This window comes from Microbacterium pasadenense, from assembly GCF_047246565.1.
Taxonomy (GTDB): domain Bacteria; phylum Actinomycetota; class Actinomycetes; order Actinomycetales; family Microbacteriaceae; genus Microbacterium.
This window is the reverse complement of the sequence record NZ_JBFOKN010000002.1, coordinates 131528-155646: the sequence shown is the minus strand read 5'-3', so window position 1 is coordinate 155646 and position 24119 is coordinate 131528. Positions and strand designations below refer to the sequence as shown.

General features: G+C 71.6%; 22 protein-coding genes and 1 tRNA gene. 7 read left to right on the top strand and 16 right to left on the bottom strand.

What is annotated here, in order from left to right; all coding sequences use genetic code 11:
- From ilvA to AB3M83_RS06815, 3 genes are read right to left on the bottom strand one after another with little or no spacing between them, the layout of a single operon-like run.
- Positions 1 to 1245 carry a threonine ammonia-lyase gene (gene ilvA, locus AB3M83_RS06825; RefSeq protein ID WP_412946295.1) on the bottom strand — a complete coding sequence of 415 codons (1245 nt, stop codon included), beginning with the start codon at positions 1243 to 1245 and terminating at the stop codon, positions 1 to 3.
- Entirely contained in the window at positions 1242 to 2432 is a 1191-nt protein-coding gene (locus AB3M83_RS06820; RefSeq protein ID WP_412946293.1) for an AI-2E family transporter, read from the bottom strand. The genes ilvA and AB3M83_RS06820 overlap by 4 nt, the downstream gene beginning before the upstream one ends.
- A 36-nt stretch (positions 2433 to 2468) precedes the next feature.
- A complete protein-coding gene (locus AB3M83_RS06815; protein WP_412946292.1) occupies positions 2469 to 3035 on the bottom strand; it encodes a LemA family protein in 567 nt (188 codons plus the stop codon).
- A gap of 161 nt (positions 3036 to 3196) precedes the next feature.
- Between AB3M83_RS06815 and AB3M83_RS06810 the strand changes: the two genes are divergently transcribed.
- From AB3M83_RS06810 to AB3M83_RS06800, 3 genes are read left to right on the top strand one after another with little or no spacing between them, the layout of a single operon-like run.
- Complete coding sequence (locus AB3M83_RS06810; protein WP_412946290.1) at positions 3197 to 4138, top strand: SDR family NAD(P)-dependent oxidoreductase; 942 nt, start codon at positions 3197 to 3199, stop codon at positions 4136 to 4138.
- A gap of 23 nt (positions 4139 to 4161) precedes the next feature.
- On the top strand, positions 4162 to 4686 hold the full coding sequence (locus tag AB3M83_RS06805; protein WP_412946287.1) for a DUF2231 domain-containing protein: 525 nt from the start codon (positions 4162 to 4164) through the stop codon (positions 4684 to 4686).
- Between the two features lie 22 nt (positions 4687 to 4708).
- The gene (locus AB3M83_RS06800) at positions 4709 to 4918 is read left to right on the top strand and encodes a hypothetical protein (protein ID WP_412946284.1); all 210 of its coding nucleotides are present in this window, start codon (positions 4709 to 4711) and stop codon (positions 4916 to 4918) included.
- Between the two features lie 76 nt (positions 4919 to 4994).
- Here the strand turns inward: AB3M83_RS06800 and AB3M83_RS06795 are convergent.
- From AB3M83_RS06795 to AB3M83_RS06765, 7 genes are all read right to left on the bottom strand, one after another.
- Positions 4995 to 5067 (bottom strand) — tRNA-Leu (locus AB3M83_RS06795).
- Between the two features lie 36 nt (positions 5068 to 5103).
- The gene (locus AB3M83_RS06790; protein ID WP_412947835.1) at positions 5104 to 6483 is read right to left on the bottom strand and encodes an NAD(P)/FAD-dependent oxidoreductase; all 1380 of its coding nucleotides are present in this window, start codon (positions 6481 to 6483) and stop codon (positions 5104 to 5106) included.
- 29 nt (positions 6484 to 6512) lie between these two features.
- Positions 6513 to 7802 (bottom strand): S8 family serine peptidase, encoded by a 1290-nt coding sequence (locus tag AB3M83_RS06785; RefSeq protein WP_412946281.1) that lies wholly within the window; start codon positions 7800 to 7802, stop codon positions 6513 to 6515.
- Positions 7799 to 8269, bottom strand: coding sequence for a DUF501 domain-containing protein (locus AB3M83_RS06780; RefSeq protein WP_412947833.1), 471 nt, complete (start codon positions 8267 to 8269; stop codon positions 7799 to 7801). Before AB3M83_RS06780 ends, AB3M83_RS06785 begins: the two co-directional genes overlap by 4 nt.
- A gap of 87 nt (positions 8270 to 8356) precedes the next feature.
- Positions 8357 to 8848 carry an FtsB family cell division protein gene (locus AB3M83_RS06775; RefSeq protein ID WP_412946278.1) on the bottom strand — a complete coding sequence of 164 codons (492 nt, stop codon included), beginning with the start codon at positions 8846 to 8848 and terminating at the stop codon, positions 8357 to 8359.
- A 32-nt stretch (positions 8849 to 8880) separates the two neighbouring features.
- Positions 8881 to 10161, bottom strand: coding sequence for a phosphopyruvate hydratase (gene eno, locus AB3M83_RS06770; RefSeq protein WP_412946276.1), 1281 nt, complete (start codon positions 10159 to 10161; stop codon positions 8881 to 8883).
- A gap of 91 nt (positions 10162 to 10252) precedes the next feature.
- Entirely contained in the window at positions 10253 to 10924 is a 672-nt protein-coding gene (locus AB3M83_RS06765; RefSeq protein WP_412946273.1) for an O-methyltransferase, read from the bottom strand.
- 99 nt (positions 10925 to 11023) lie between these two features.
- Here AB3M83_RS06765 and AB3M83_RS06760 point away from each other — a divergent pair, with 99 nt between their 5' ends.
- Complete coding sequence (locus AB3M83_RS06760) at positions 11024 to 12274, top strand: APC family permease (protein ID WP_412946270.1); 1251 nt, start codon at positions 11024 to 11026, stop codon at positions 12272 to 12274.
- Between the two features lie 12 nt (positions 12275 to 12286).
- Here AB3M83_RS06760 and AB3M83_RS06755 read toward each other — a convergent pair whose 3' ends face one another.
- From AB3M83_RS06755 to AB3M83_RS06735, 5 genes are all read right to left on the bottom strand, one after another.
- Positions 12287 to 12739, bottom strand: a complete 453-nt coding sequence (locus AB3M83_RS06755; protein ID WP_412946269.1) for a YdeI/OmpD-associated family protein — start codon at positions 12737 to 12739, stop codon at positions 12287 to 12289.
- A gap of 43 nt (positions 12740 to 12782) precedes the next feature.
- Complete coding sequence (locus AB3M83_RS06750; protein ID WP_412947831.1) at positions 12783 to 14033, bottom strand: histidine--tRNA ligase; 1251 nt, start codon at positions 14031 to 14033, stop codon at positions 12783 to 12785.
- A 31-nt stretch (positions 14034 to 14064) separates the two neighbouring features.
- Complete coding sequence (locus AB3M83_RS06745; protein ID WP_412946267.1) at positions 14065 to 14766, bottom strand: nucleoside triphosphate pyrophosphohydrolase; 702 nt, start codon at positions 14764 to 14766, stop codon at positions 14065 to 14067.
- A complete protein-coding gene (locus AB3M83_RS06740; protein WP_412946265.1) occupies positions 14727 to 15869 on the bottom strand; it encodes a Na+/H+ antiporter NhaA in 1143 nt (380 codons plus the stop codon). Before AB3M83_RS06740 ends, AB3M83_RS06745 begins: the two co-directional genes overlap by 40 nt.
- Before the next feature lie 84 nt (positions 15870 to 15953).
- Positions 15954 to 16553, bottom strand: a complete 600-nt coding sequence (locus AB3M83_RS06735; protein WP_412946262.1) for a gamma carbonic anhydrase family protein — start codon at positions 16551 to 16553, stop codon at positions 15954 to 15956.
- A gap of 130 nt (positions 16554 to 16683) precedes the next feature.
- Between AB3M83_RS06735 and gdhA the strand changes: the two genes are divergently transcribed.
- From gdhA to AB3M83_RS06720, 3 genes are all read left to right on the top strand, one after another.
- Positions 16684 to 18042, top strand: a complete 1359-nt coding sequence (gene gdhA, locus AB3M83_RS06730) for an NADP-specific glutamate dehydrogenase (RefSeq protein ID WP_412946259.1) — start codon at positions 16684 to 16686, stop codon at positions 18040 to 18042.
- 143 nt (positions 18043 to 18185) lie between these two features.
- The gene (locus AB3M83_RS06725) at positions 18186 to 19574 is read left to right on the top strand and encodes a basic amino acid/polyamine antiporter (protein ID WP_412947830.1); all 1389 of its coding nucleotides are present in this window, start codon (positions 18186 to 18188) and stop codon (positions 19572 to 19574) included.
- Between the two features lie 72 nt (positions 19575 to 19646).
- Positions 19647 to 20477: a class II glutamine amidotransferase gene (locus AB3M83_RS06720; protein ID WP_412946256.1), complete on the top strand. Its 831-nt coding sequence runs from the start codon at positions 19647 to 19649 to the stop codon at positions 20475 to 20477.
- Between the two features lie 31 nt (positions 20478 to 20508).
- Here the strand turns inward: AB3M83_RS06720 and mfd are convergent, their stop codons facing one another.
- Positions 20509 to 24105, bottom strand: a complete 3597-nt coding sequence (gene mfd, locus AB3M83_RS06715) for a transcription-repair coupling factor (protein ID WP_412946253.1) — start codon at positions 24103 to 24105, stop codon at positions 20509 to 20511.
- Between the last annotated feature and the right edge of the window lie 14 nt (positions 24106 to 24119).

Here is a 24119-nt window from a genome sequence, read left to right as displayed (position 1 = left end):
TCAGTCCGGCAGGACGGTCGGCGCGTAGCCGGCCTCCTGCAGGATCGACAGCACCTGGGCGCGGTGCTCCTCGCCGCGCGTCTCCACGCTCAACTGCAGGATCACGTCGCTGATCTGCAGCCCCTGCCCGTGCCGGGTGTGCAGCACCTCGATGACGTTGGCGCCCACGACCGACAGCAGCTCCGACACCCGCGCCAGCTGACCGGGACGATCGGGCAGCGGCACCTGCAGCGTCATGTAACGACCGGATGCCGCGAGGCCGTGCGCGACGACGCGCTGCAGCAGCAGCGGGTCGATGTTGCCCCCCGACAGGATCACCGCGGTCGGTCCGGTGGCGGCGACCTTGCCGGTCAGGATCGCGGCGACGCCGACGGCGCCCGCGGGCTCGACGACCTGCTTGGCCCGCTCGATGAGCACCAGGAGAGCGCGCGCGATGTCGTCGTCGCTGACCGTCACCACCTCGTCGACGAGGTCGCGGATGATCGCGAACGGGATGTCGCCGGGGCGCCGCACCGCGATGCCGTCCGCGATGGTGGGCGTGGTCTCGGCATCGAGCGGATGCCCCGCGACGAGCGATGCCGGGTATCCGGCCGAGTTCGCGGCCTGCACGCCGACAACGCGGACCCGTCGGCCCCGCTGAGCGGCCCGGGCCTTGACGGCCGCGGCGATGCCCGCGGCCAGCCCGCCTCCGCCGATGCCCACGATGACGGTCTCGAGATCGGGGATCTCGTCGATGAGCTCGAGGCCGAGCGTCCCCTGGCCCACGATGATGTCGCGGTGGTCGTAGGGCGGGATGAAGATCGCGCCGGTGCGCTCGGCGAACTCCTTGGCCAGCCGCAGCGGCGTCTCCACGGTCGCGCCCTCGAGGACGACGTCGGCGCCGTAGCCCCGCGTCGCCAGCAGCTTCGGGACGGGAACCCCGAGCGGCATGAAGATCGTGGCGGGGATGCCGAGCTTCTGCGCCGCGAGGGCCACCCCCTGGGCGTGGTTGCCGGCGGAGGCGGCCACGACGCCGCGGGCGCGCTCCTCCTCGGTCAGCCGGGAGAGGCGGTAGGTGGCGCCGCGGATCTTGAACGAGCCGGTCCGCTGCAGGTTCTCCAGCTTCATGTGGACGGGAGCGCCGAGGACGCCGGAGAGGTAGATCGAGGTCTCCACCGGGGTGTGCGAGATGACGTCGCTGAGCAGCGCGGCCGCATCCTCGAACTCGGCCAGGGTGGGATGACTGATCTTCGTTTCCTCCGTCACGCGGGGATCCTCCTGCGGTTGCGCGGCACGGTGCTCCAGATCAGGTCGGTCGGCCCGGGCTGGAGCGGGCTCTCCCATCCCCGACGGGACAGGTAGAGCCAGACCACGTTGGCGAACGCGGCGAGCGGCACCGCGAAGACCGCACCGGCGATCCCGGCGACCATGGCGCCGCCGGCGACGACCAGCACCACGCCGAGCGGGTGGACCTTGACGGCGGCGCCCATGAGGAGCGGCTGCAGGACGTGGCCCTCCACCTGCTGCACGGCCAGGACGATGACCAGCATCCACAGGGCGATCCACGGGCCGTTGTAGACGAGGGCCAGGAAGACGGCGAACGCGCCGGTGGCGACCGCGCCCACGAAGGGCACGAAGGCGCCGAGGAAGACCAGGACACCGATGGGGGCTGCGAGCGGCACGCCGAGCGCCGCGGCGCCGAACCCGATGCCGACGGCGTCGATCGTGGCGACGAGCAGCTGGGTGCGGGCGTAGTTGACGACGGTGCGCCAGCCGGCCCGGCCGGCGCCGTCGACGGCGGGGCGCGCACGGCGCGGGAAGAGCCGGACCGTCCAGCGCCAGATCCCGCCGCCGTCGGCGAGGGTGCAGATCAGGATGAACAGCGTCAGCAGGGCGCCGGTGGCGACGTGGCCCAGTGTCGACCCGATCGCGAGCGCACCCGACCAGAGCAGCTGCGCCTGCTCCTCGACCATCCCGAAGACCTGGTCGATCGTCGAGTCGATCTGGAAGGCCGTGAGGTCGAGCGGCCCGTCGATGAGGTAGTCGCGGAAGTCGCCGACCGCCGCCATCGTGCGGTCGCGGACGCCGGCGGCACCGGTCGAGATCTGCCAGATGGCGAGCCACAGCAGGCCCCCGGCGACGGCCAGGGTGGCCGCGAGCGAGAGGACGACCGCCAGCCACCGGGGCACGCGGAGCCGCAGCAGGCTCGAGAACAGCGGCCACACGAGGGCGGTGATGAGGATCGCGGCGAGCAGCGGGATGATCAGCAGCTTGAGCTGGATGACGATCCAGACGAGGACGGCGATCGCCCCGACGACCACGAGGAACCGCCATGCGTAGGCGGTGGCGATCCGGAAGCCGCGCGGGATCGTCTCGGACATCTCGGTGGACACCGAACGCTGCCGCAGCGCGTCGAAGAACCCGCTTCGAGGCTTGCCGTCAGAACCGCTCACTGGGCCATCTTAGGCGGCCGCACCGGCACTCCCCGGTCAGAACTGGATGCGCGGCGGTTCCGCGATCGCGGCGCCGTCGACGACCTCGAAGAACTCGCGCTCGCTGAATCCCAGCCGCCGGGCGAAGAGGTTGTTGGGGAACACCCTGATCTTCGTGTTCAGTTCCCGCACCCCGCCGTTGTAGAACCGGCGGGACGCCTGGATCTTGTCCTCGGTGTCGACGACGGACTGCTGGAGCTGGAGGAAGTTCTGACTGGCCTGCAGCTGCGGATAGGCCTCGGCGACGGCGAACAGGGATTTCAGGGCCTGCTGCATGTGACCTTCGGCGACACCCGCGTCGGCCGGGGTGGACGCGGTGAGCGTCTCGGCCCGCGCCCGGGTGACGTTCTCGAAGACGGCCTTCTCGTGCGCCGCGTACCCCTTCACCGCCTCGATGAGGTTCGGGAGGAGGTCAGCACGTCGCTTGAGCTGAACGGTGATGTCGCTCCAGGCCTCGTCGACGCGGACGTTCAGCGAGACGAGCGAGTTGTACGTGGCCCAGAGGTAGATCCCGACGATCACCAGAAGCCCGACGATCACCAGTACCGGGATCAGAAAATCCATAGCGCCCCCTTGATTAGCGTCCTCATCCTATCCACGGGCTGCCGGGCGTCCACGTGCGGGGACGCCACTCCCAGGCACTCCCCACGTGGGAACTCCTACCGCGCAGGCGCCGCGTGGGCAAGCCCATTCGGGGCGGAGCCCCGAGCGGGCACACTACGGGAATGCGCAGAACCCCGCGAGACCCGGCCCCGACGGTCGTCGTCACGGGTGCCTCCAGCGGCCTCGGTCGCGGCACGGCGGAGGCGTTCGGACGCCGCGGCGCCGACGTCGTCCTCGTCGCGCGGGATGGAGCGGCACTCGCGGAGGTGGCGGCCGGCATCGAGCAAAGCGGCGGGCGCGCGCTCGTCGCCGTCGCCGACGTCGCAGTCCCCGGCGCCCTCGAGCGCGTGGCCGACGATGCGGTGTCCGCCTTCGGACGCATCGACGTCTGGATCAACAACGCGTCGGTGCTCGCCGTCGGACCGTTCTGGGACGTCCCCCTCGCCGATCACGAGCGCGTGCTGGCGGTGAACGCCGGCGGCATGCTGGCCGGGGCACACGCAGCGATCACGCGGTTCCGGCGTCAGGGCGACGGAGTCCTGCTCAACGTCGGATCGCTCGAAGGCGATGTCCCGATCGCCTACCACTCGTCGTATGCGGCGTCGAAGGCGGCCGTCGACACGTTCACACGGGTGCTCGCCCAGGAACTGCGTCTCGCGGGACTCCACGACCGGATCCGCGTGGGATCGATCCTGCCGTGGGCACTCGACACCCCGCTGTGGCAGCGCGTCTCGAATCATCTCGGACGCGCCCCGCGGATGGCGCGGATGGAGAGCCCCGACCGCGTCGTGCGGGCGATCGTCGCCGCGGCGGAGCGCCCCCGCCTCTCCCAGCCCGTCGGCGTCAAGGCATCCGCCTCCGGGATCGGGCGCCGCCTCGCCCCGCACACGATGGACCGGATCGCCGCCGTGATCAGCGAACAGCAGCGCCGCCGGGCGTCGCACACCGACACGACCGACGGCGCACTGCACCGCCCGATGCACCTCCCCTCCGCCGTCCACGGCACCACCCGCGCCCGGATGCGGCGCGAGGACGCCGCCGCCGATCTTCCGCCCGCTCCGTGACTCCTGCACCGAAAGGACGCATCATGACCACCCCCACCCCTGCCCCGGCCCCGGACGCGGTCCGCCGCGCCAAGCACCCGATCGCGCCGATCGCCGGCCCCTACGGGCATCCGTTCCACCCCATCGCTGTGACGATCCCGATCGGCGCGTGGGGAGCGAGCCTCGTCTTCGACATCATCGGCTTCATCGCCGACGATCCCGAGCCGTTCGTCGTCGGCGCCCGGGTGCTGCTGATCATCGGCATCGTCGGCGCCGTCCTCGCCGCGGTGCTCGGGATCCTCGACCTCCTCACGCTCACCAAGGGGACCGCGGCAAAGCGGACCGCCCTCATGCACATGGCGTTCAACACGGTCGCGCTCGTCCTGTTCGTGGTGAGCGTGGTCCTGCGCTTCGGGACGCCCGACGACGAGGCGAACGTCCCGGCTTTCGTCATCAGCCTCGTGGCGTATCTCGGCGTCGGCGTCTCGGGCTGGCTCGGCGGGAAGCTCGCCTACACCTTCGGCGTGCGCGTGGCCGACGAGACCAAGCAGGCGGAGGGCTTCCGCTGATCCGGTCGCGTCCGCCGCGGCGATGGACCCGGTGCGCGGCGTGGCGACCGCGGCGGCGGGCGCGCTCATCGCGGTTGCCGGAGGCGCCGATCGTGCGATGCGCCGGAGCGACGTGCGGGCGTATCCCGCCCGACACGGCGGGCCGATGTCCCGCCTCGGCCGCATCGGCCAGCTGGCGGTCGTGCTGGCCGCCGTCATCACCGGGATAGTAGCGTTCGCCGTGCGCGCCTGAGCGGCGGAGACGGCGGCGGCCCCCGCCGACCGGAGTCGGTGAGGGCCGCGATGCTCGATATCCTGCGGGCGTGCCGTGCCCCCACTGGGACTCGAACCCAGACTGAAGCGATTTTAAGTCGCCTGCCTCTGCCATTGGGCTATGGGGGCGCCGCCGTCAGGCGGTGCCCTCCCCACGCTAGCGGGTCAGCTCTTGACGTCTTCCTTGTTCGGCAGCTTCGGCGCGGGTGCCGTGTCCGGAGCGGCCGGGCGGGGCCGCGCGGCGAACTCCTCGAAGACGTAACGCGGGTTCTGGACCGCCTCGAGCGAGACGTTGTCGCGGCCGAACCAGAAGTTCTGCCACCAGTCCCCCACGACGCGGAACTTGCGCTCGAACGAGGGCATCGCCATGCCGTGGTAGCCACGGTGCGCGATCCAGGCGAAGAAGCCCTTGATCGCGACCCTGCCGGACTGGAACACGCCGTTGTAGAGGCCGAGACCTGCGACGGCACCCAGATTGTGGTGGATGTAGTCGGTGGGCACCTCGCCGCGGAGCACCGCGGTGAGGTTCTTCGCGAGCAGCTTGGCCTGGCGGACCGCGTGCTGGGCGTTCGGGACGCAGTAGCCGCCGACACCCTTTCCGGTGAGGTCCGGGACGGCGGAGACGTCGCCGGCCGCCCAGGCGCCCTCGACGATCTCCTCGTCGGTGCCGACACGGAGGTCCGGCCGGGTGCGGATCCGGCCGCGCTCCTCGATGGGGAGGTCGCTCCCGCGGACGACGGTCGGGTTGGCCATGACGCCGGCGGTCCAGATGATCAGGTCGGTCGGGATGATCTGGCCGGTCGAGAGCTCGACGTCGCCGTCGACGGCACCGGTGACCTGCGTGTCCAGGTGCACGTTCGCGCCGCGCTTGGCGAGGTCCTTCAGCACCCACTCGCTCGTCTTCAGGGAGACCTCGGGCATGATGCGGCCCATCGCCTCGATGAGGTGGAAATGGGTCTCTTCGAACGTGAGGTTCGGGTACGAGCGCAGCAGCTCGCTCGCGAACGCGCGGGTCTCGGCGAACACCTCGATGCCCGCGAAGCCACCGCCGACGACGACGACGGTCAGCAGGCGCTCGCGCTCGGGCCCGGGCGGCAGGTTCGCGGCGCGGTCGAAGTTGGTGAGGATGCGGTCACGGATCGCGACGGCCTCCTCGATCGTCTTGAGTCCGATCGCGTTGTCCGCGATGCCGGGGATCGGGAAGGTGCGCGACACGGCGCCGGCGGTGACGACGATCTGGTCGTACGTCTCCTGCCACGGCTCGCCGACGGCGGGGGTGATCGTGGCGGTGCGGTTCGCGTGGTCGATCCCGGTGACCTTCGCCATGACGACGCGGGTGCGCTTCAGGTGACGACGCAGGCCCACGACGACGTGGCGGGCCTCGATCTCACCGGCGGCGACCTCCGGAAGGAACGGCTGGTAGGTCATGTACGGGAGCGGGTCGACGATCGTGACCTCCGCTTCACCACGACGCAGGTGCTTCTCAAGCTTCCACGCGGTGTAGAAGCCTGCGTAGCCCCCTCCGACGACCAGGATCTTGGGCACAGTAGTCACAGTCGGAAGAACTCCTTGATTCAACGGCTCGGCGGTCGCGAGGTGCGCGCCGATCGGATGCGCCGGGCAGCAGCGGTGACCCCGAGCACGATCAGTATAGTCCCCAGGCTCAGCACCATGAGCGGGACCGTGCCGTAGCGCAGGGTCTCGGCGCTCGGAAGGAGCGGGGATCCGGTGCCGGTGGGAGGCTCGGCGGCCGGCAACGGCGCCACCGTGATCGGGGTCGACGTGGGGTTGGGGCGGGGGGTGGGAGCCGCCCGGCGGTAGAGGCGCACCCACTCGCTGAGATCGCCCATCGGGTTCTCGGAGACCTTCGGGACCGCGCGTGTCACCGCGGCCGCCGCGTTGACGGTGCCGTACCCGTACAGCTCGTCGGGGACCGAGCGTGCCCCCGCCGCGGGATCGGCCGTGCGGATGATGCGGTTGATCACGTTCGCGGCATCCAGGTCCGGATGCGCGGAGCGCACCAGCGCGGCGACCCCGGCGACGAGCGGCGCGGCGCCACTGGTCCCCTCCCAGATCACGAGGTCGCCGTTCGCCGACAGACCGAGGAGCTCCTCGCTGGGCGCGGAGATGCCGATCGTGATGCCCTGCGTCGACGCCGTGTTGCTGGCGCGGCCCTTGCGGTCGACGCCCCCGACGGTCAGGACGCCCGGGATGGTGGCGGGCGCGCCCACCTCGTCGGTGCCGCTCTCGCGGTTTCCGGCCGCGACGACCACGACCACGTCGTTCTCGAACGCGTAGAGGAACGCGTCGTCCCATGTGCGGTCCCAGTCCAGCGTGTTGGTCGTGAAGGACAGGTTGATGACGTCGGCGCCGTGGTCGACGGCCCAGCGCATCGCCTCGGCCACCTGGTCGACGAACGGGAGGTCCGACGATCGGCCGAATCCGATCGACAGCGACAGCAGCTCGGCCTTGGGCGCCACGCCGACCATCCCCGTGTCACGGCCGGTCCCCCGGGCCGCGGCGAGCGAGCCGACCCAGCTGCCGTGGTCGGAGTCACCGGACCCGATCGGGGTGCGGCCGTCCGGTGTGCCCACACCGGAGAAGTCCGCTCCTCCGGTCACGGCCGCGTTCAGCTCCTTCGCGCCCTTGCCGATGCCGGTGTCGATGACGGCGATCGTGGCACCCTCGCCCTGCGTCGTCTTCCACGCCTCGGTGATGCCGTACTCGTCGAGCCAGTACTCCATGCCGCGGACGGGGTCCACCTCGGGCTCGTCATCGACGGCGGGTGTCGCGGCGGCCGCCCCGCTCAGCGCGACGGTCGCCGCGACCAGAGCCGCGGCCAGACCGACGCGGAGCGCCCTCATCCCGCGTTCCTCGGCTCGGCGCAGGTGCAGCGCTCCGGCGACCACTCGGCCCGCGCGAGGGCGCGGTCCCCGATCGGATTGACCCCCGGCCCGGCCGCGAGCGAGTGCGCCGCGAGCGCGTGGAGGCACTTCACCCGGGTCGGCATCCCGCCCGCCGAGATCCCCTCGATCTCGGCGACCTCGCCGTGCGCGGCGCGATCCGACAGGTAGGCGAGGTGCGCGGCGGCATACTGCGCGGCGAGTTCCTCGTCCTCGGCCAGCTCGTCGGTCAGCTCCCGCATGACCTGGGTCGCCTCGAGCGCCGACATCGCCGCGGTCGCACCGGGATGGGTCAGGTAGTAGAACGTCGGGAACGGCGTGCCGTCGGGCAGGCGCGGCTCGGTCGCCACGACGGTCGGGTTGCCGCACGCACAGCGCGCCGCGATGCCGACGACACCGCGCATCGGGCGCCCCAGCTGGGCCCGCATGGTGTCGTGATCAGCGGCGGTGGCGGGCGTGAGCGTCGGGGAGGGCACCGATCAAGGGTACCGGGGACGGCACGGGCAGGCTGGATGTCACCCGGGGGCGACGGTCTGGGCGAGCCCGGACTCGGTGACCGATCGCAGCAGCTGCGTCATCCATTCCGTCCGCGTCTCTTCGACGTCCTCGCTCACCGCGTTCTGCTCCGGGACGAGGATGTCGCCGGGCAGGTCGTCCGCGACGAGGTAGACGACCTCGCCCGGGCGCATGTAGTACAGCCGCTCGCGGGCCTGCGCCGTGATGTAGGCCTCGTCGCGCCAGCGCTCGCGCTGCGCCTCCAGCTCGGCGACCTCGTCCGCGGTGGCCTGCACCGAGTGCTCGAGTGCGGCGATCTGCTGCCGCTGCTCGAGGTAGGTCCCGATCGTCGGGACGAGGACGAAGGCGGCGAGGACGACCAGTCCGAGCATGATGCCCATGAACCCGGAGAACCGGTTGCCGCCGACCCAGTCGCGCACATCGACCCGGGCGGCGCGGTTCCGCGCGGGACGTCCGGGCGAACGAGGAGGAGGAGCCGTCGGTCGATCCACGGCTCCTCCTCTCGTTGCGTCGTGCGTGCGCGTTACGCGCGGAAGCGCGGGAAGGCGGCGGCCCCGATGAATTCGGCGGCGTCGCCCAGCTCCTCTTCGATGCGCAGAAGCTGATTGTACTTCGCGACCCGCTCGCTGCGAGCGGGCGCGCCCGACTTGATCTGACCCGAGTTGACCGCGACCGCGAGGTCGGCGATCGTCGTGTCCTCGGTCTCGCCGGAACGGTGCGAGAGCATCGTCGTGTAGCCCGAGCGGTGTGCCAGGTCGATCGCGTCGAGCGTCTCGCTGAGCGTGCCGATCTGGTTCACCTTGACCAGCAGCGAGTTGGCCGCACCGCGCGCGATGCCGTCGGCGAGGCGGGCCGGGTTGGTGACGAACAGGTCGTCGCCGACGAGCTGCACCTTCGTGCCGAGACGCTCGGTCAGGGCGGTCCAGTTCTCCCAGTCGTCCTCGGCCAGGGCGTCCTCGATCGTGACGATCGGGAACGAGTCCACCAGGTCGACGTAGTAGTCGGTGAGCTGCTCGGCGGTCCAGTCCTTGTTCTCGAGGCGGTAGACGCCGTCGTTGAAGAACTCGGTCGCCGCGACGTCGAGGCCCAGGGCGATGTCGGAACCGGGCGTGAAGCCCGCCTTCTCGATCGCCTGGACGAGGAAGTCGAGACCCTCGCGGTTGCTCGGCAGGTCGGGGGCGAAGCCGCCCTCGTCGCCGAGACCCGTCGCGTAGCCGGCTCCCTGCAGCTCCTTCTTGAGGACCTGGTACACCTCGGCGCCCCAGCGGAGCGACTCGGCGAAGGTCGTGGCGCCGATCGGGGCCAGGAAGAACTCCTGCATGTCGATGCCGTTGTCGGCGTGCTCGCCGCCGTTGATGACGTTGAACAGCGGCACCGGGAGGACGCGTGCGTTGGGTCCGCCGAGGTAGCGGAACAGGGGAAGGTCGACGCTGTCGGCGGCGGCCTTCGCGACGGCGAGCGACACGCCGAGGATGGCGTTGGCGCCCGTGCGCGACTTGTTCTCGGTGCCGTCGGTCTCGATGAGGATCTCGTCGATGATGCGCTGCTCGCTCGCATCGACGCCCTCGATGGCGGGCCCGAGCTCGTCGATGACGGCGTCGACGGCCTTCAGGACGCCCTTGCCGCCGAAGCGGGTCTTGTCTCCGTCGCGCAGCTCGTACGCTTCGAAGGCGCCGGTCGACGCGCCGGAGGGGACGGCCGCGCGCTGGACGATGCCGTCGTCGAGCAGCACCTCCACCTCAACGGTCGGGTTGCCGCGCGAATCCAGGATTTCGCGTGCGCCTACTGCCTCGATCAATGCCACGGGGGTGTCTCCTTGCTCGTGGAGGATGGAACGGGAGCGTCATTGGTCCGCTCCCCGAGTCTAGTGAGATGACGGATGCGGCACAGGACCGTCACACGACGAGCGCGAGCGCCACACCGTCCCAGCCCTTGCGGTCGAGCGTCTGCAGGGCCGTCGCGTCGAACCGGGGGTCGTCCGCGAGCATGCGGAGTCCGGCGCGCACGCCGTCCGCCTGCGCTCCGGCATCCGTCTTCACCACGCGTCCCGAGCGGACGACGTTGTCGACCACGACGACGGTGCCGGGACGACCGAGCCGCGCCGCCCAGTCCAGGTAGAGCGTGTTGGACTCCTTGTCGGCGTCGATGAACACGAGATCGAACGGCTCCTCCTGCGTCAGGGTCGGCAGGACGTCCTCGCCGCGGCCGAGCCGGACCTCCACACGGTCCGCGACCCCCGCGCGCTCGAGGTTGCGCCGCGCGACCTCGGCGTTGTGCGGCTCCGCCTCGACGGTCACGACGCGACCGCCCTCCGGCAGCGCCCGGGCGAGCCAGATCGTGGAGTACGCGCCGAGCGTGCCGATCTCGAGCACGCGGCGGGCTCCGGCGATGCGCGCCAGCAGATGCAGCAGCTTGCCGTTCAGCGGGGCGACCTCGATCTCGGGCAGCCCCTCTGCGGCGAGCGAGGCGACCGCTGCGCGGAGCGCGTCGTCCTCGCCCACGAGGGTGTCGGTGAGGAAGGTGTCGACGGCCAGCCAGGATGCGGGTGCGGGTGCGGGATCGGTCATCCCCTCACTCAACAGCCGCTCCGGGCGTCGGGTCAACCGCCATTGCCGGCGACGCCATCACGCCACGGCACGGCCACCGCACTGCGTTACCCTTCGCCGGTGAGCTCCCCCGCCCTGCAGCGCCGATTGGGACTGCGCGATGCCGTCTTCCTCGGACTCGGCTCGATGATCGGCGCGGGCGTGTTCTCGGCATTCGGCCCCGCCGCGGCCGCCGCCGGCGGCGGTGTCCTGCTCGCGCTGGCGATCGCTGCGATCGTCGGATTCTGCAATGCCACGTCCACGGCGCAGCTCGCGGCCGTTCATCCGACGTCGGGAGGCGTTTACGCCTACGGCAGGGTGGAACTCGGACCGTGGTGGGGTTTCGTCGCCGGCTGGGGATTCCTCATCGGCAAGACCGCGAGCTGCGCAGCGATGGCCCTGACGGCAGCGGCCTATGCGGCACCGCCGGGATGGGAGCGCCCCGTCGCCGTGGCCGTCGTCGGGCTGCTCACGACCGTCAACCTTCTCGGCATCAGCCGCACCGCGCTGGCCACCCGCATCCTCGTGGTCGTCGTCCTCATCGTTCTGGGCGTGGCCGCCGTGACGGTGGCCTCGGGGATCGACAGCACGGGCGCGGCGGCCGGCGCGGCGACTGCCGGAACGGGCGACGTCTACGGAACGCTGCAGGCGTCCGGGATCCTGTTCTTCGCGTTCGCCGGCTACGCGCGCATCGCGACCCCCGGTGAGGAGGTGCGCGACCCGGCGCGGACGATTCCCCGCGCGATCGTCCTCGCCTTCGCCGGCGCCCTGTCCGTCTACCTGATCGTCGGTGTCGTCGTGCTGGCCGCGCTCGGCCCCGCCGGGACGGCCGCCTCGTCGGCGCCGCTCCTCGATGCCGTCCGCGGGGCGGATGCGCCATGGGCGGTGCCGTTGGTCCAGCTCGGCGCCGCCGCGGCGTCTCTCGGTGCTCTCCTCGCGCTGATCGCCGGAATCGGCCGCACCGCCTACGCCATGGCCCGCGAACGCGACCTCCCCACCGTCCTGGACGCGGTGCACCCCACGCGATTCGTCCCGCATCGGGCGGAGCTCACGGTCGCCGCGGTCGTGGTGACCCTCGTCCTCACCGTCGATCTCCGCGGCGCGATCGGGTTCTCCTCGTTCGGGGTGCTGCTGTACTACGCCATCGCGAATCTCGCGGCACTCCGCCAGCGCGGTGCGGCCCGTCGCTATCCTCGCTCGCTGCAGGCGGTGGGGCTGGCAGGCTGCGCCGTCCTGATGGCGACGCTCCCCCTGGCGTCCGTCGTCGTCGGCGTCGCTGCGGTCGCGGTAGGTGTGGTGGTCCGGGCCATCGGCGTCGTTCGGCGAGGCTGACGTCGTGCGGTGCTAGGACACCGGTCCCGGGCGCAGGCCGTCGATGATCGTCGCCACCCGTCGCTCGCGGGTCTCGGGCTTCTTCGCCTCGGCCACCTGACGCGCCAGCTCCTTCCGGCGCGACGGCGGCAGCGCATCGAAGGCCGCCCGCACCTGCGGCTCGGCGTCGAGCGCGCCGACCAGGTCTGCGGGGACGTCGACGGCGCGTTCGGCGGTATCGAGGTCGATGATCGCGTCGACCTCGTCGCCGATGTCGACGCCCAGCTCCGCGCGCGCGGCCTTCGACATGCCGATGAGATTCCTGCCGCCCATGACGCTCAGTCGCAGGCGGGCGCTGCGGTCGCCGATGGTCACCACGACCGCGGCACGACGCCCGCCGGCGAGCGCGTCGACCTGCGCGTCGGTCAGTTCGATGGCGGTCCCCGGACCGTTCGCGGGCAGGGCGGTGTGCACGGTGATGCTCATGATGGCGGCACGCTATCAGTGCCGGGGATGCGCTGTCACCGGCTCAGCCGAGGGGGCGCAGCTCCCCCGGCTGCTCACCGGCCGACACCGTCGCGAAGGCGGCGTAGCCGTCGGCGGCGGAGCGCTCCAGGAGTCCCTTGAGGTTCTTGGTCCGCTGCTCGAGCCGGACCCGCTTCCCGTCGGCGACGTAGGCCGCCTTGTGCGCCGCGAGCTCCGCCACCGGGACGTCGCGATCGTGGATGAGGACGACGGCGGATGCCGCGGCATCCTCGCCCGCCGCCACGAGGTCGACGATCCGCTCGAAGCCGATGGAGAAGCCGACCGCGGGAACGTCCTGGCCGAGGAAGCGGCCGATCATGCCGTCGTAGCGCCCGCCGCCGCCGAGCGAGTACGACACCGACGCGTGCGCGAGCTCGTAGATCGTCCCGGTGTAGTACCCCATCCCGCGGACGAGGAACGGGTCGAACAGCACGGGGATGTCGGTCGTCCCCCGCGCCGCGGCGACGGCCTCGCCGATGCCGACGAGATGCGCGACGACCTCGTCGGCCACCCCCTCGGGCAGGGCGCGCCGGATCTGACGCTCGCCGAACGGCAGCGCGTCGAGCGTCTGCGGCCGGTTCAGGAACCGCTCGAAGGCCTCGACCGCGCGGGGAGCGACGCCACGCTCGGTCAGCTCCGCGATGACACCGACGGGACCGACCTTGTCGAGCTTGTCGATCGTGATGAGGACGCCGGGGCGCTCGTCCTCGGCGAAGCCGAAGGAGGCGAGCATCGCGTCGAGCGCGCGGCGGTCGTTGATGCGGAACGTGCCGCCCTCGAGTCCCAGCGCATCGAGGGCGTCGAGGCTCGCGACGAGGAGCTCCACCTCCGCCCGCGGCGACGCGTCGCCGATGATGTCGATGTCGCACTGCACGAACTGGCGATAGCGACCCTTCTGCGGTCGCTCCGCCCGCCACACCGGGGCGATCTGCACCGCCCGGAACACGGTGGGCAGCTGGGCACGATGGGTGGCGTAGAAGCGCGCGAGCGGCACGGTGAGGTCGTAGCGGAGGCCGAGGTCCGAGAGCTGCGCCGGGTCGTCGGCGGCCTCGCGGATGCCGTCGGCGTCGAGTCCGCGGCGCAGGACGTTGAAGGCGAGCTTCTCGTTGTCGCCGCCGATCCCGGCGTGCAGGCGCTCGTAGTCCTCGACGACGGGTGTCTCGATCTCGTCGAAGCCGTGCGCGCGGTAGCGGTCGCGGATGACGGCGAGCACGCGCTCGCGGCGGGCCTTGTCGGCGGGCAGGAAGTCGCGCATGCCGCGCGGCGGGTTCACGGAGGGCACCGCCCTATCCTCTCAGACCGGCCTCGGCGGCCCGGACGTCGTCGGTCAGTGCGCGCAGCCGCTCGCGGAGCGCCCGCTCGGCATCCCAGCCCCTCTCGCGCGCCGTCGCGACGAGCCCCAGCAGGGCGTCGCCGAGCTCCGCCTCCGTCGCCGGTGGAGTCGGTGCGGCGGTCTGCGCCGGGCGGGCGGGCACGCCGGCCTGCGCCGCCTTGCCGAGGAGCTTCTGGGCCAGCGCCAGGGACGGCATGTGTCCGGAGACGCCGTCGAGAACGCTCGTCCGGGCGCGCTTCTCCGCCGCCTTCGCCGCGTTCCAGTGCACGAGCACCTCCTCGGGCGTGGTCGCCACGGCGTCGCCGAAGACGTGCGGATGCCGGCGGGTCATCTTCTCCGTCAGGGTGCGCGCCACGTCGTCGATGTCGAACGGGTCATCCTCCGCACGGGCGGCGATCTCGGCGTGGAACAGGACCTGCCACAGCAGGTCCCCGAGCTCCTCCCGGAGATCCGCGCGAGAGCCGGTCTCGACGGCGTCGACGAGCTCGGCCGCCTCCTCCTGCAGGTACGGCACCAGCGCACGATGATCGACCTGCTGCGTCCAGACGCAGCGGTCGCGGACCGCCCTCATCGTGTCGGCGGCCGCGCGGAGCGGGTCGGTGCCCGGCGGCCCGGTCAGACCGTCGTCGCGGCCGGAAGACGTCGATAGTGCCATGCCCGCAACGATACGAGCATCCCGGCGACGACGAGGGCGACCGCAGAGCCGGCGAGGACGCCGAGGATCGCCTGGTCGCGGGTCGCGGCATCCGTCTCGAACGCCAGCTCGCTCATCAGCAGCGACACGGTGAACCCGATGCCGCCGAGCGCGCCGGCGGCGAGCAGGTCGCCGAAGGCGAGTCTCACCCCGCCGAAGCGCATCGAGATCCAGCCCGCCGCCGTGATGCCGACGATCTTGCCGACCGGCAGCGCGATCGCGACGCCCCAGAAGGCGGGTGACAGGTCGGTGGCCGGCACCTGCGGGATGACGACGAGGGCCGCGACGAAGGCGAACAGCGGGAGCGCGACGGCGTTCACCCACGGCTCCAGGGCGTGTCGGGCGCGGAGCGCGGGCTGCTGCAGCATCACGAGGCCGAGCGCCACCCCGGCGATCGTCGCGTGCACGCCGGACTCGTGGACGACGTACCAGGTGGCGACGGCGAGCGCGACGAGGGCGACGGCGATGGGCATCTGGCCGCGCCCGCCGAGCTGACCGCTCAGCAGGCGGAACGCGACCAGGAAGACCACGGCGAGGCCGAGCATGAGGACGTTCACGTCGGTGGCGAAGAGCACCGCGATGAAGACGATGCCGACGATGTCGTCGAGGATCGCGAGGGCCAGCAGGAAGACGCGCACCGCTGCCGGGAGCCCGCGTCCGAACACGGCGAGGACGCCCAGCGCGAACGCGATGTCGGTGGCGGTGGGGATCGGCCACCCGTCCGCGGTGCGCTCGCCGCCGGCGATGACGAGATAGACGCCGATGGGCACGAGCACGCCGCCCGCGGCGGCGATGATCGGCTGCAGCGCCTTGCGCGGCGAGTTCAGCTGACCGCTCGTGAGCTCGTACTGCAGTTCGACCGCGGCGGTGAAGAAGAAGACGGCGAGGAGCCCGTCCGCGATCCAGTGGCCGACCGAGAGGGTGAGGACCCCGGGGATGCCGAGGTGCGCGTCCTTCGCGGCGAGCGCTCCGTCGCCGAGCGGCGAGTTCGCCACCACGAGACCGAGGATCGCGGCCGCCAGCAGGAGCATGGCGGGGAACCGCGCGGAGCGAAGCAGGCTCATGGATGCCTTTCTGGGTCGCGAGGATCGAGGCCGACCAGAGGTCCCGGCACACCAAGCATCCACTTTACCCGCGCGGAAAGGCGCTCAGTCGAGTCGGCGGTCCTCCGCGTGACGCGCCAGCGACGAGCCGTAGCGCTCGGTCAGCTGGACCATGAGGTCGGGGGTGTCGCGGTCGAGGCCGAACACGTACCCCGGGAAATCCAGCTCGTGCTGCAGCTCCCAGATGCGCTCATGCTGATCCGGCGGCAGCAGCTCGGCCGGGTCCCCGACGGCGACCCAGCCGATCGGCACGACCGACCGGGGCGGCAGCACGGTGCGAAGGTGCACGACGGCGTTCACGCGGACCTCGCTCCCCTGACCCACCCGGGCGCCGTTGAACACGCGGGTCCCGCTGGCGAGGAAGACCTGCTCGGAGATCGAGGCGCCGGCGACGGATGCCATCGGCCCGACGAGACTGTGCGACCCGATCCGCACGGCGTGCACGGAGCTGGCGCGGATGAGCGCGTTCTCCATGACGATGACGTTCTCGCCCAGGGCGATGGGACTCCCCTCCGCCGTGATCACGGCGCCGTGGAGGACCTGGCATCCGGCGCCGATCGTGACGTCGCCCGAGATCACGGCCGAGGGGGCCACGACCGCGTCGGGAGAGATGCGGGGCCGTGCCCCGAGGTGCTCGAACTCCATGGTGAGGCTCCTTCGCGTCGTCCTGCCCGCCACAGTACGGCGTCGTCACACGGCACGCGGGCGATGTCGGCCGTGGTTAGGCTGAATCGTTCGCGCCGTCCCGCCGGCCCGCCTGAGAAAGAGCTCCTCCGTGTCCGAGAACCTTCCCCCGCTGCCCGCGTCCGTCGCCCCCGTCTTCGAGACCGTCCGTGCACGCAACCCGCACGAGCCCGAGTTCCAGCAGGCCGTCCACGAGGTCCTCGACTCGATCGCGCCCGTCATCGAGGCGAACCCGGCCTTCGCCGACGCCGGCATCCTCGAGCGTCTCGTCGAGCCGGAGCGCCAGATCATGTTCCGCGTCCCGTGGGTCGACGACGCCGGCCGGCTGCAGGTCAACCGCGGCTACCGCGTCCAGTTCTCGTCGGTGCTCGGCCCCTACAAGGGCGGGCTGCGCTTCCACCCCTCGGTGAACCTGTCCATCATCAAGTTCCTCGGTTTCGAGCAGATCTTCAAGAACGCGCTCACCGGTCAGGGCATCGGCGGCGCGAAGGGCGGCAGCGACTTCGACCCGCACGGGAAGTCGGACGCGGAGGTCATGCGCTTCTGCCAGTCGTTCATGGCCGAGCTGTGGCGTCACCTGGGCGAGCACACCGACGTGCCCGCCGGCGACATCGGCGTGGGCGCCCGCGAGATCGGCTTCCTCTTCGGCCAGTACCGCAAGATCACGAACCGCCACGAGTCGGGCATGTTCACCGGGAAGGGCGTGCAGTGGGGCGGTGCGGAGGTGCGCACCGAGGCCACCGGCTACGGCGCCGTGTTCTTCGCGCAGGAGATGCTGGCCGTCTCCGGGAAGGACATGTCCGGACTCCGGGTCGGCGTCTCCGGCTCGGGCAACGTCGCGATCTACGCGATCGAGAAGGCGTACCAGCTCGGCGCGCTGCCCGTCACGGCGTCCGACTCGTCCGGGTACGTCGTGGACGACGCGGGCATCGACCTCGCGCTGCTGCGTGACATCAAGGAGGTGCAGCGCGGCCGGATCGCCGAGTACGCCGCCGCCCGCTCCTCCGCCCGCTTCGTCGAGGGCGAGCGGCCCTGGTCGGTGCCGGTGGACCTCGCGGTCCCGTCCGCGACGCAGAACGAGATCGACGCCGACGACGCCGCCGCCCTCATCGCCGGCGGCGTGAAGCTCGTCGTCGAGGGCGCCAACATGCCGACCCTTCCCGGCGCCGTCGCCGCGTTCCAGGACGCGGGCGTGCTGTTCGCACCCGGCAAGGCCGCCAACGCCGGCGGCGTCGCGACCTCCGCGCTGGAGATGAGCCAGAACGCGGCACGCCAGCGCTGGTCGTTCACCGACAGCGAGGACAAGCTCCGCGGCATCATGCGCGACGTCCACGACGCCGCCTTCGACGCCGCCGAGCGGTACGGCCGCCCGGGCGACTACGTCGTCGGGGCCAACGCCGCCGGCTTCGAGCGGGTCGCGCACGCGATGGTGGCACAGGGCGTCATCTGACCCGCCCGGCGGGACCGCCCCGAGGGAACTCCGAGGCAGCGCGCGTAAAGTGTGACGGTCCTCCTCCCGCCCATCCGGAGCCGTCTCCCGTGACCGCCACTGCGCCCGTCCCCGCTCCCGCGCCGTCGACGGCGCGGGTGTCGATGTTCACCCTGTCGAGCTTCGTCGTCGGCTCGATGGTCGGAGCGGGCGTCTTCTCGCTGCCGGCGAACTTCGCCGGGGCGACCGGCGTGGCTGGCGCGCTCATCGCGTGGGCGATCGCGGGCACCGGCATGCTCACCCTCGCCCTGGTCTTCCACCGCCTCGCGATCCGCCGGCCGGATCTCGACGCCGGGATCCACGCGTACGCGAAGGCCGGCTTCGGCGACTACATGGGCTTCTTCTCGGCCTTCGGCTACTGGGCGAGCGCCTGCGTCGGGAACGTCTTCTACTGGGTCTTCATCATGTCGACCCTGGGGGCGGTGTTCCCGGGTCTCGGCGACGGCGACACCGTCCTCGCCGTCGCCCTGTCGTCCGTCGGGATCTGGCTCTTCTTCCTGCTCGTGCGGCGCGGAACCCGCGAGGCCGCCGGGCTCAACCGGATCGTGAGCGTCGCGAAGCTCCTGCCGATCGTGGTCTTCGTCATCCTGTGCGCGACGGTGTTCGACCCGGCCGTCTTCGCCGCGAACTGGGCGGGCGGCACCGACGTCGCCCTGTTCGAGCAGGTCCGCGCGACGATGCTCGTGACGGTGTTCGTCTTCATCGGTGTGGAGGGCGCGAGCGTCAACTCGCGGCACGCGCGGCGCCGCTCCGACGTCGGTCGGGCGACGGTGCTCGGGCTTCTCAGCGTCCTGGCCGTCTTCGCCTCGGTGACGATCGTGTCCTACGGCATCCTGCCGCGCAGCGAGATCGCCGCGCTGCGACAGCCGTCGATGGCCGGCGTCCTCGAATCCGCCGTCGGCGGGTGGGGCGCGCTGTTCGTGGGCGCCGCGCTCGTCGTGGCGGTCCTCGGCGCCTACCTCGCCTGGACCCTCATGGCCGCGGAGGTGCTGCTGGCCGCCGCGCGGTCGGGCGACCTCCCCCGGTTCCTCCGGCGCACCAATGCGAAGGACTCCCCGGTCGGCGCCCTGACGCTCTCGTCGCTCCTCGCGCAGGTCCTCCTCGTCGTCGTGCTCGTGGCCGACGACGCGTTCGACGTCGCCCTGGAGCTCACCAGCGCACTCGCCCTCATCCCGTTCTTCCTGTCCGCCGCGTACGGCCTGAAGCTCGCGGTGCGCGGCGACGGCTACGGGCCTGGCGAGGGACGCGGCCGGGATGGCGTCGTCGCCGGGCTGGCGACGGCGTACACGCTGTTCCTGCTGTGGGCGGCGGGCCCGACCTATCTGCTGCTGTGCCTGCTCATCATCGTTCCGGGCACCGTGCTGTTCGTGATCGCCCGGCGCGAGCAGGGCGCGCGCGTCTTCCGGCCGTTCGAGGCGGTGCTGGTCGTCCTCGCCGCCGCCGGCGCGGTGACCGCGGCGGTCCTGCTCGCCAACGGCACGATCGTCCTCTGACCTCGCGCCCCTCCGAGGGGCACACTGGGACGAGGTCGCGTCACCGTGGTCGCGCCGGCGAGGAGATGACCCATGTGCAGATGGCTGGCGTACCTCGGTGAGCCCCTGCGGGCGTCGACGATCGTCCTGGACGCCGAGCACTCCATCGTCGCGCAGTCGCTGAACTCTCCGCTCGGGGCGGAGACGGTCAACGGCGACGGTTTCGGCCTCGGCTGGTACTCGGGCGACCCGGATGCCGAGCCCACGCTCTTCCACAGCATCGAACCGGCCTGGCACGACGAGAACCTGCGCGAGCTGACCCGCTCCGTGGAGAGCCCGCTGTTCTTCGCGCACGTCCGCGCCGCGGGCGGCCCGCCCATCCAGCGCACCAACTGCCACCCGTTCCGCTTCGGCCGCTGGATGTTCATGCACAACGGCCTGATCGGCGGCTGGCCGTCGACGCGTCGCGACCTCATGCTCGAGATCGACCCCGAGCTGTTCCCGCGGGTCCTCGGCACGACCGACTCCGAGGCCCTGTTCCACCTCGCCCTCAGCTACGGCCTCGAGGACGACCCGATCGCAGCGGTCGGCCGGGCGATCCGCTTCGTCGAGGCGGCCGGCCGCGGCCGCGGTGTCGGCGCCGCGTGGCAGGGCACCATCGCGGTCGCCGACGGCGAGCGGATCTGGGCCTTCCGCTACTCCACCTCCGGACGATCGCGGACGCTCTTCCACGCGGCCGACGTCCCCACGCTTCGCGAGATGTATCCGGATGCCGCCCGTCTCAGCCTCTACGGCGACGACGCGCGCCTCATGGTGTCGGAGCCGATCTCGGATCTGCCGGGCGCATTCCACGAGGTTCCCGAGGCGACCGTCGTGATCATCGATCACGACGGCTACCAGCAGCATCCGTTCCTTGCCGACTGAACGCCGGCACGAGTTCTGTCGCGGGCGCCGATCAGGACGCGGGCTCGGCCCCCGGCGCCGGCGGCAGCGGGAAGATCTGGTCGAGCAGCTGCGCCGTCCACGCGATCAGGTCGGCGTCGGCGAGGGCCTCTCCCCCGGCTGTCGGCAGCGGGACGACCATCGCCTCGCCGCCCGAGACGACCTTGGCCTTGGGATGCAGGCGCTGCAGGCGCACCCGGATCGAGTCCGGGATGTGGGCGGGCGCGATGCGCAGGTTCGGGCCCATCGCCACGACGTCCGACAGGGCGGACTGCGCGGCGCGACGACGCAGGCGGGCGATCGCGACGAGGCCCTCGACCTCGGCCGGAGGCTCCCCGTAGCGGTCGCGGAGCTCGTCGATGACGAGCTCCAGCGCATCCTCGGACGCCGTGACGGATGCCGCGGCGGACAGCTTCTGGTACGCCTCCAGGCGGAGCCGCTCGCTGTCGATGTACGACTCCGGGATGCGCGCCTGGACGGGCAGCTCGAGCCGCAGCTCGGTCGGGCCCTCGGTCTCCTCGCCGCGGAACGTCGCGACGGCCTCGCCGATCATCCGGAGGTACAGGTCGAAGCCGACGCCCGCGATGTGACCGGCCTGCTCGGCCCCGAGCAGATTGCCGGCGCCGCGCAGCTCGAGGTCCTTCAGGGCGACCTGCATGCCCGAGCCGAGGTCGTTGTTGACGGCGATCGTCTCCAGCCGGTCCGCGGCGGTCTCGCTGAGGGGCTTGTTCTCGTCGTACAGGAAGTAGGCGTAGGCCCGCTCCCGACCGCGGCCGACGCGGCCGCGCAGCTGATGCAGCTGCGACAGGCCGTACTTGTCGGCCCGGTCGATGATCATCGTGTTCGCGTTGGCGATGTCGAGGCCGGTCTCGATGATGGTCGTCGAGATGAGCACGTCGGCGCGACGCTCCCAGAAGTCGTCCACGACCTGCTCGAGGGCGTGCTCGCCCATCTGCCCGTGCGCGACGGCGATGCGCGCCTCGGGGACGAGCTCCGCCAGCTGCGCCGCGACGCGCTGGATCGACGACACCCGGTTGTGGACGTAGAACACCTGGCCTTCGCGCAGCAGTTCACGGCGGATCGCCGCCGCGACCTGCTTGTCGCTGCGGGGGCCGACGTAGGTGAGGATCGGATGCCGGTCCTCCGGCGGCGTCGCCAGCGTCGACATCTCGCGGATCCCGGTGACCGCCATCTCGAGCGTACGCGGGATCGGCGTGGCGCTCATGGCGAGGATGTCGACGTTGGTCTTGAGCTTCTTGAGCGAGTCCTTGTGCTCGACGCCGAACCGCTGCTCCTCGTCGATGATCATCAGGCCGAGGTCTTTGAAGAGGACCTTCTCGGTGAGGATGCGGTGCGTCCCGATGACCATGTCGACGGTGCCGTCGGCGAGGCCGGCGAGGGTGTCCTTCGCCTCCTTGGCGGTCTGGAACCGCGACAGCGGCCGCACCTTCACGGGGAACCCGGCGAAGCGCTCGGTGAACGTCTCGAGGTGCTGCTTGGCGAGGAGCGTGGTCGGGACGAGCATGGCGACCTGCTTGCCCTCCTGGATCGCCTTGAACGCCGCGCGCACCGCGACCTCGGTCTTGCCGAAGCCGACATCGCCCGACAGGAGGCGATCCATCGGGATCGGCTTCTCCATGTCCGCCTTGATCTCGTCGATCGTCTGCAGCTGGTCGGGCGTCTCCGCGAACGGGAACGCCTCTTCCAGCTCCCGCTGCCAGGGGGTGTCGGGACCGAAGGCATACCCCTTCGACGCCATGCGCGCCGAGTAGAGCTTGACGAGCTCCACCGCGATGTCGCGCACCGCCTTGCGGGCCTTGCCCTTCGCCGCGGCCCAGTCCGACCCGCCCATCTTCGACAGCTGCGGTGCCTCGCCGCCGACGTAGCGCGACAGGAGGTCGAGCTGATCGGTGGGAACGTACAGCTTGTCGCCGGGGTGACCGCGCTTGGACGGCGCGTACTCCAGGACGAGGTACTCCCGCTTGCTCTTGACGGCGTGGCGCCCGCCGGAGGAGACCTCGCGCTGCACGAGCTCGACGAACTTCCCGATGCCGTGCGTCGTGTGCACGACGTAGTCCCCCGGCTTCAGCTGCAGCGGGTCGACGACGTTGCGCCGGCGCGATGCCAGCTTCTTCACGACGCGGTTGTCGCCGCCGATCGTCCGGCCGTAGAAGTCACTCTCGGTGAAGACGGCGAGCTTCGCGTCCTCGAACTGGAAGCCGGCCTCGAGCGTCGCGATCGTCGCGATGGCGACGCCCGGCTCGGGCACCCCGTCGATCGCGTCGGCGGCACGGGCGGCGAGCCCGCGCTCCGACAGGACGTCGCGGGAGCGGTCGACGAGGCCCGACCCGGACGCCGCGATGACGACGCGCCACCCGGACTGCAGGAGACCCGCGATGTGCTCGGTGGCGCCCTCGACGTTGCCGGCGAAGGACGGGACGGGAACGGCCGGCACGCGGACCGCGCCGTCGGCCTGATCGACGAGGCCCTCGGCCGCGGCGTCGGCCGCACCGGAGTCGAACGCGCTGAGCGTCCACCACACGCCGCGACGCGACGCGGCGGCGTCGCGGAGGTCCGGCAGCGTCAGGAAGTCTCCCGCGCCGAGGTCGACGGGGCTGTCCGCTCCCGCCGTGGCCGCGCTCCACGCGGCCTCGAGGAACTCCCGATTCGTCTCGCTCAGCGTCATCGCGCGGGTCACGGCCCGCTCCGGGTCGACGACCGCGACGGCGGCGCCCTCGGGGAGGTAGTGGACGAGCGGCACGACCGCGTCCGCCACGACGGGCAGGAGCGACTCCATCCCCTCGACGGGGATGCCCTCCGCCATCTTCTCGAGCATCGTGCCGAGCCCCGGCATCCGGTCGCGAAGACCACGTGCCCGGTCCCGGACGGCATCCGTCAGCAGCAGCTCGCGACTGGGCAGCAGCGTGACCGTCCGGACCTCGCCCGGGAGTGAGCGCTGATCGGCCACCGAGAACGCCCGGATCTGGTCGATCTCGTCGCCGAAGAAGTCGACGCGGTACGGGTGGTCCGCCACCGGCGGGAACACGTCGAGGATGCCGCCGCGGACGGCGAACTCCCCCCGGCGCGACACCATGTCGACGCGGTGATACGCCAGCTCGACGAGGCGCCGGACGACGTCGTCGAGCTCGTGGCCGCGTGATCCGACGTCGAGCTGGATCACACCGGCATCCGTCAGCCCGGATGCGATGGGCTGCAGCGCACCCCGCACCGAGGACGTGATGACCAGTGGGCTCGTGCCGTCCCACTCCGCGGCGCGGCGCAGGACGTCCAGTCGGCGGCCGACCGTCTCGGCGCTGGGACTCAGCCGCTCGTGCGGGAGCGTCTCCCAGGCGGGCAGGTGCAGGACGGATGCCTCGGGCAGCAGGCACTGCAGGGCGGCGCCGACGCTCTCGGCACGGCGACCGGTCGGCGCGATGAGCAGCAGCGCGGCGGGTCGGCCGGCGGCGCGGCGGGACTCGAGGAGCCCGGCCAGCAGCGGCGCGTCGACCCCCGTCACGACCGAGAAGTCGGCGTCGGAGGTCCCGCCCGTCAGCGCCTCCCGAAAACTGTCAGCCTGCTCGAGGGCGCGCACGATCCCGGGAATTGTCACCGGATGAGTCTACG

Coding starts and splice junctions, on each gene's coding strand:
- AB3M83_RS06765 (WP_412946273.1), bottom strand. CDS start 10,924: ATGACCGATCCCGCACCCGCACCCGCATCCTGGCTGGCCGTCGACACC.
- AB3M83_RS06810 (WP_412946290.1), top strand. CDS start 3,197: ATGCGCAGAACCCCGCGAGACCCGGCCCCGACGGTCGTCGTCACGGGT.
- AB3M83_RS06815 (WP_412946292.1), bottom strand. CDS start 3,035: ATGGATTTTCTGATCCCGGTACTGGTGATCGTCGGGCTTCTGGTGATC.
- AB3M83_RS06740 (WP_412946265.1), bottom strand. CDS start 15,869: ATGAGCCTGCTTCGCTCCGCGCGGTTCCCCGCCATGCTCCTGCTGGCG.
- AB3M83_RS06800 (WP_412946284.1), top strand. CDS start 4,709: ATGGACCCGGTGCGCGGCGTGGCGACCGCGGCGGCGGGCGCGCTCATC.
- AB3M83_RS06745 (WP_412946267.1), bottom strand. CDS start 14,766: ATGGCACTATCGACGTCTTCCGGCCGCGACGACGGTCTGACCGGGCCG.
- AB3M83_RS06750 (WP_412947831.1), bottom strand. CDS start 14,033: ATGCGCGACTTCCTGCCCGCCGACAAGGCCCGCCGCGAGCGCGTGCTC.
- AB3M83_RS06780 (WP_412947833.1), bottom strand. CDS start 8,269: ATGCGGGCCCAGCTGGGGCGCCCGATGCGCGGTGTCGTCGGCATCGCG.
- AB3M83_RS06720 (WP_412946256.1), top strand. CDS start 19,647: ATGTGCAGATGGCTGGCGTACCTCGGTGAGCCCCTGCGGGCGTCGACG.
- AB3M83_RS06805 (WP_412946287.1), top strand. CDS start 4,162: ATGACCACCCCCACCCCTGCCCCGGCCCCGGACGCGGTCCGCCGCGCC.
- AB3M83_RS06785 (WP_412946281.1), bottom strand. CDS start 7,802: ATGAGGGCGCTCCGCGTCGGTCTGGCCGCGGCTCTGGTCGCGGCGACC.
- AB3M83_RS06755 (WP_412946269.1), bottom strand. CDS start 12,739: ATGAGCATCACCGTGCACACCGCCCTGCCCGCGAACGGTCCGGGGACC.
- AB3M83_RS06735 (WP_412946262.1), bottom strand. CDS start 16,553: ATGGAGTTCGAGCACCTCGGGGCACGGCCCCGCATCTCTCCCGACGCG.
- AB3M83_RS06725 (WP_412947830.1), top strand. CDS start 18,186: ATGTTCACCCTGTCGAGCTTCGTCGTCGGCTCGATGGTCGGAGCGGGC.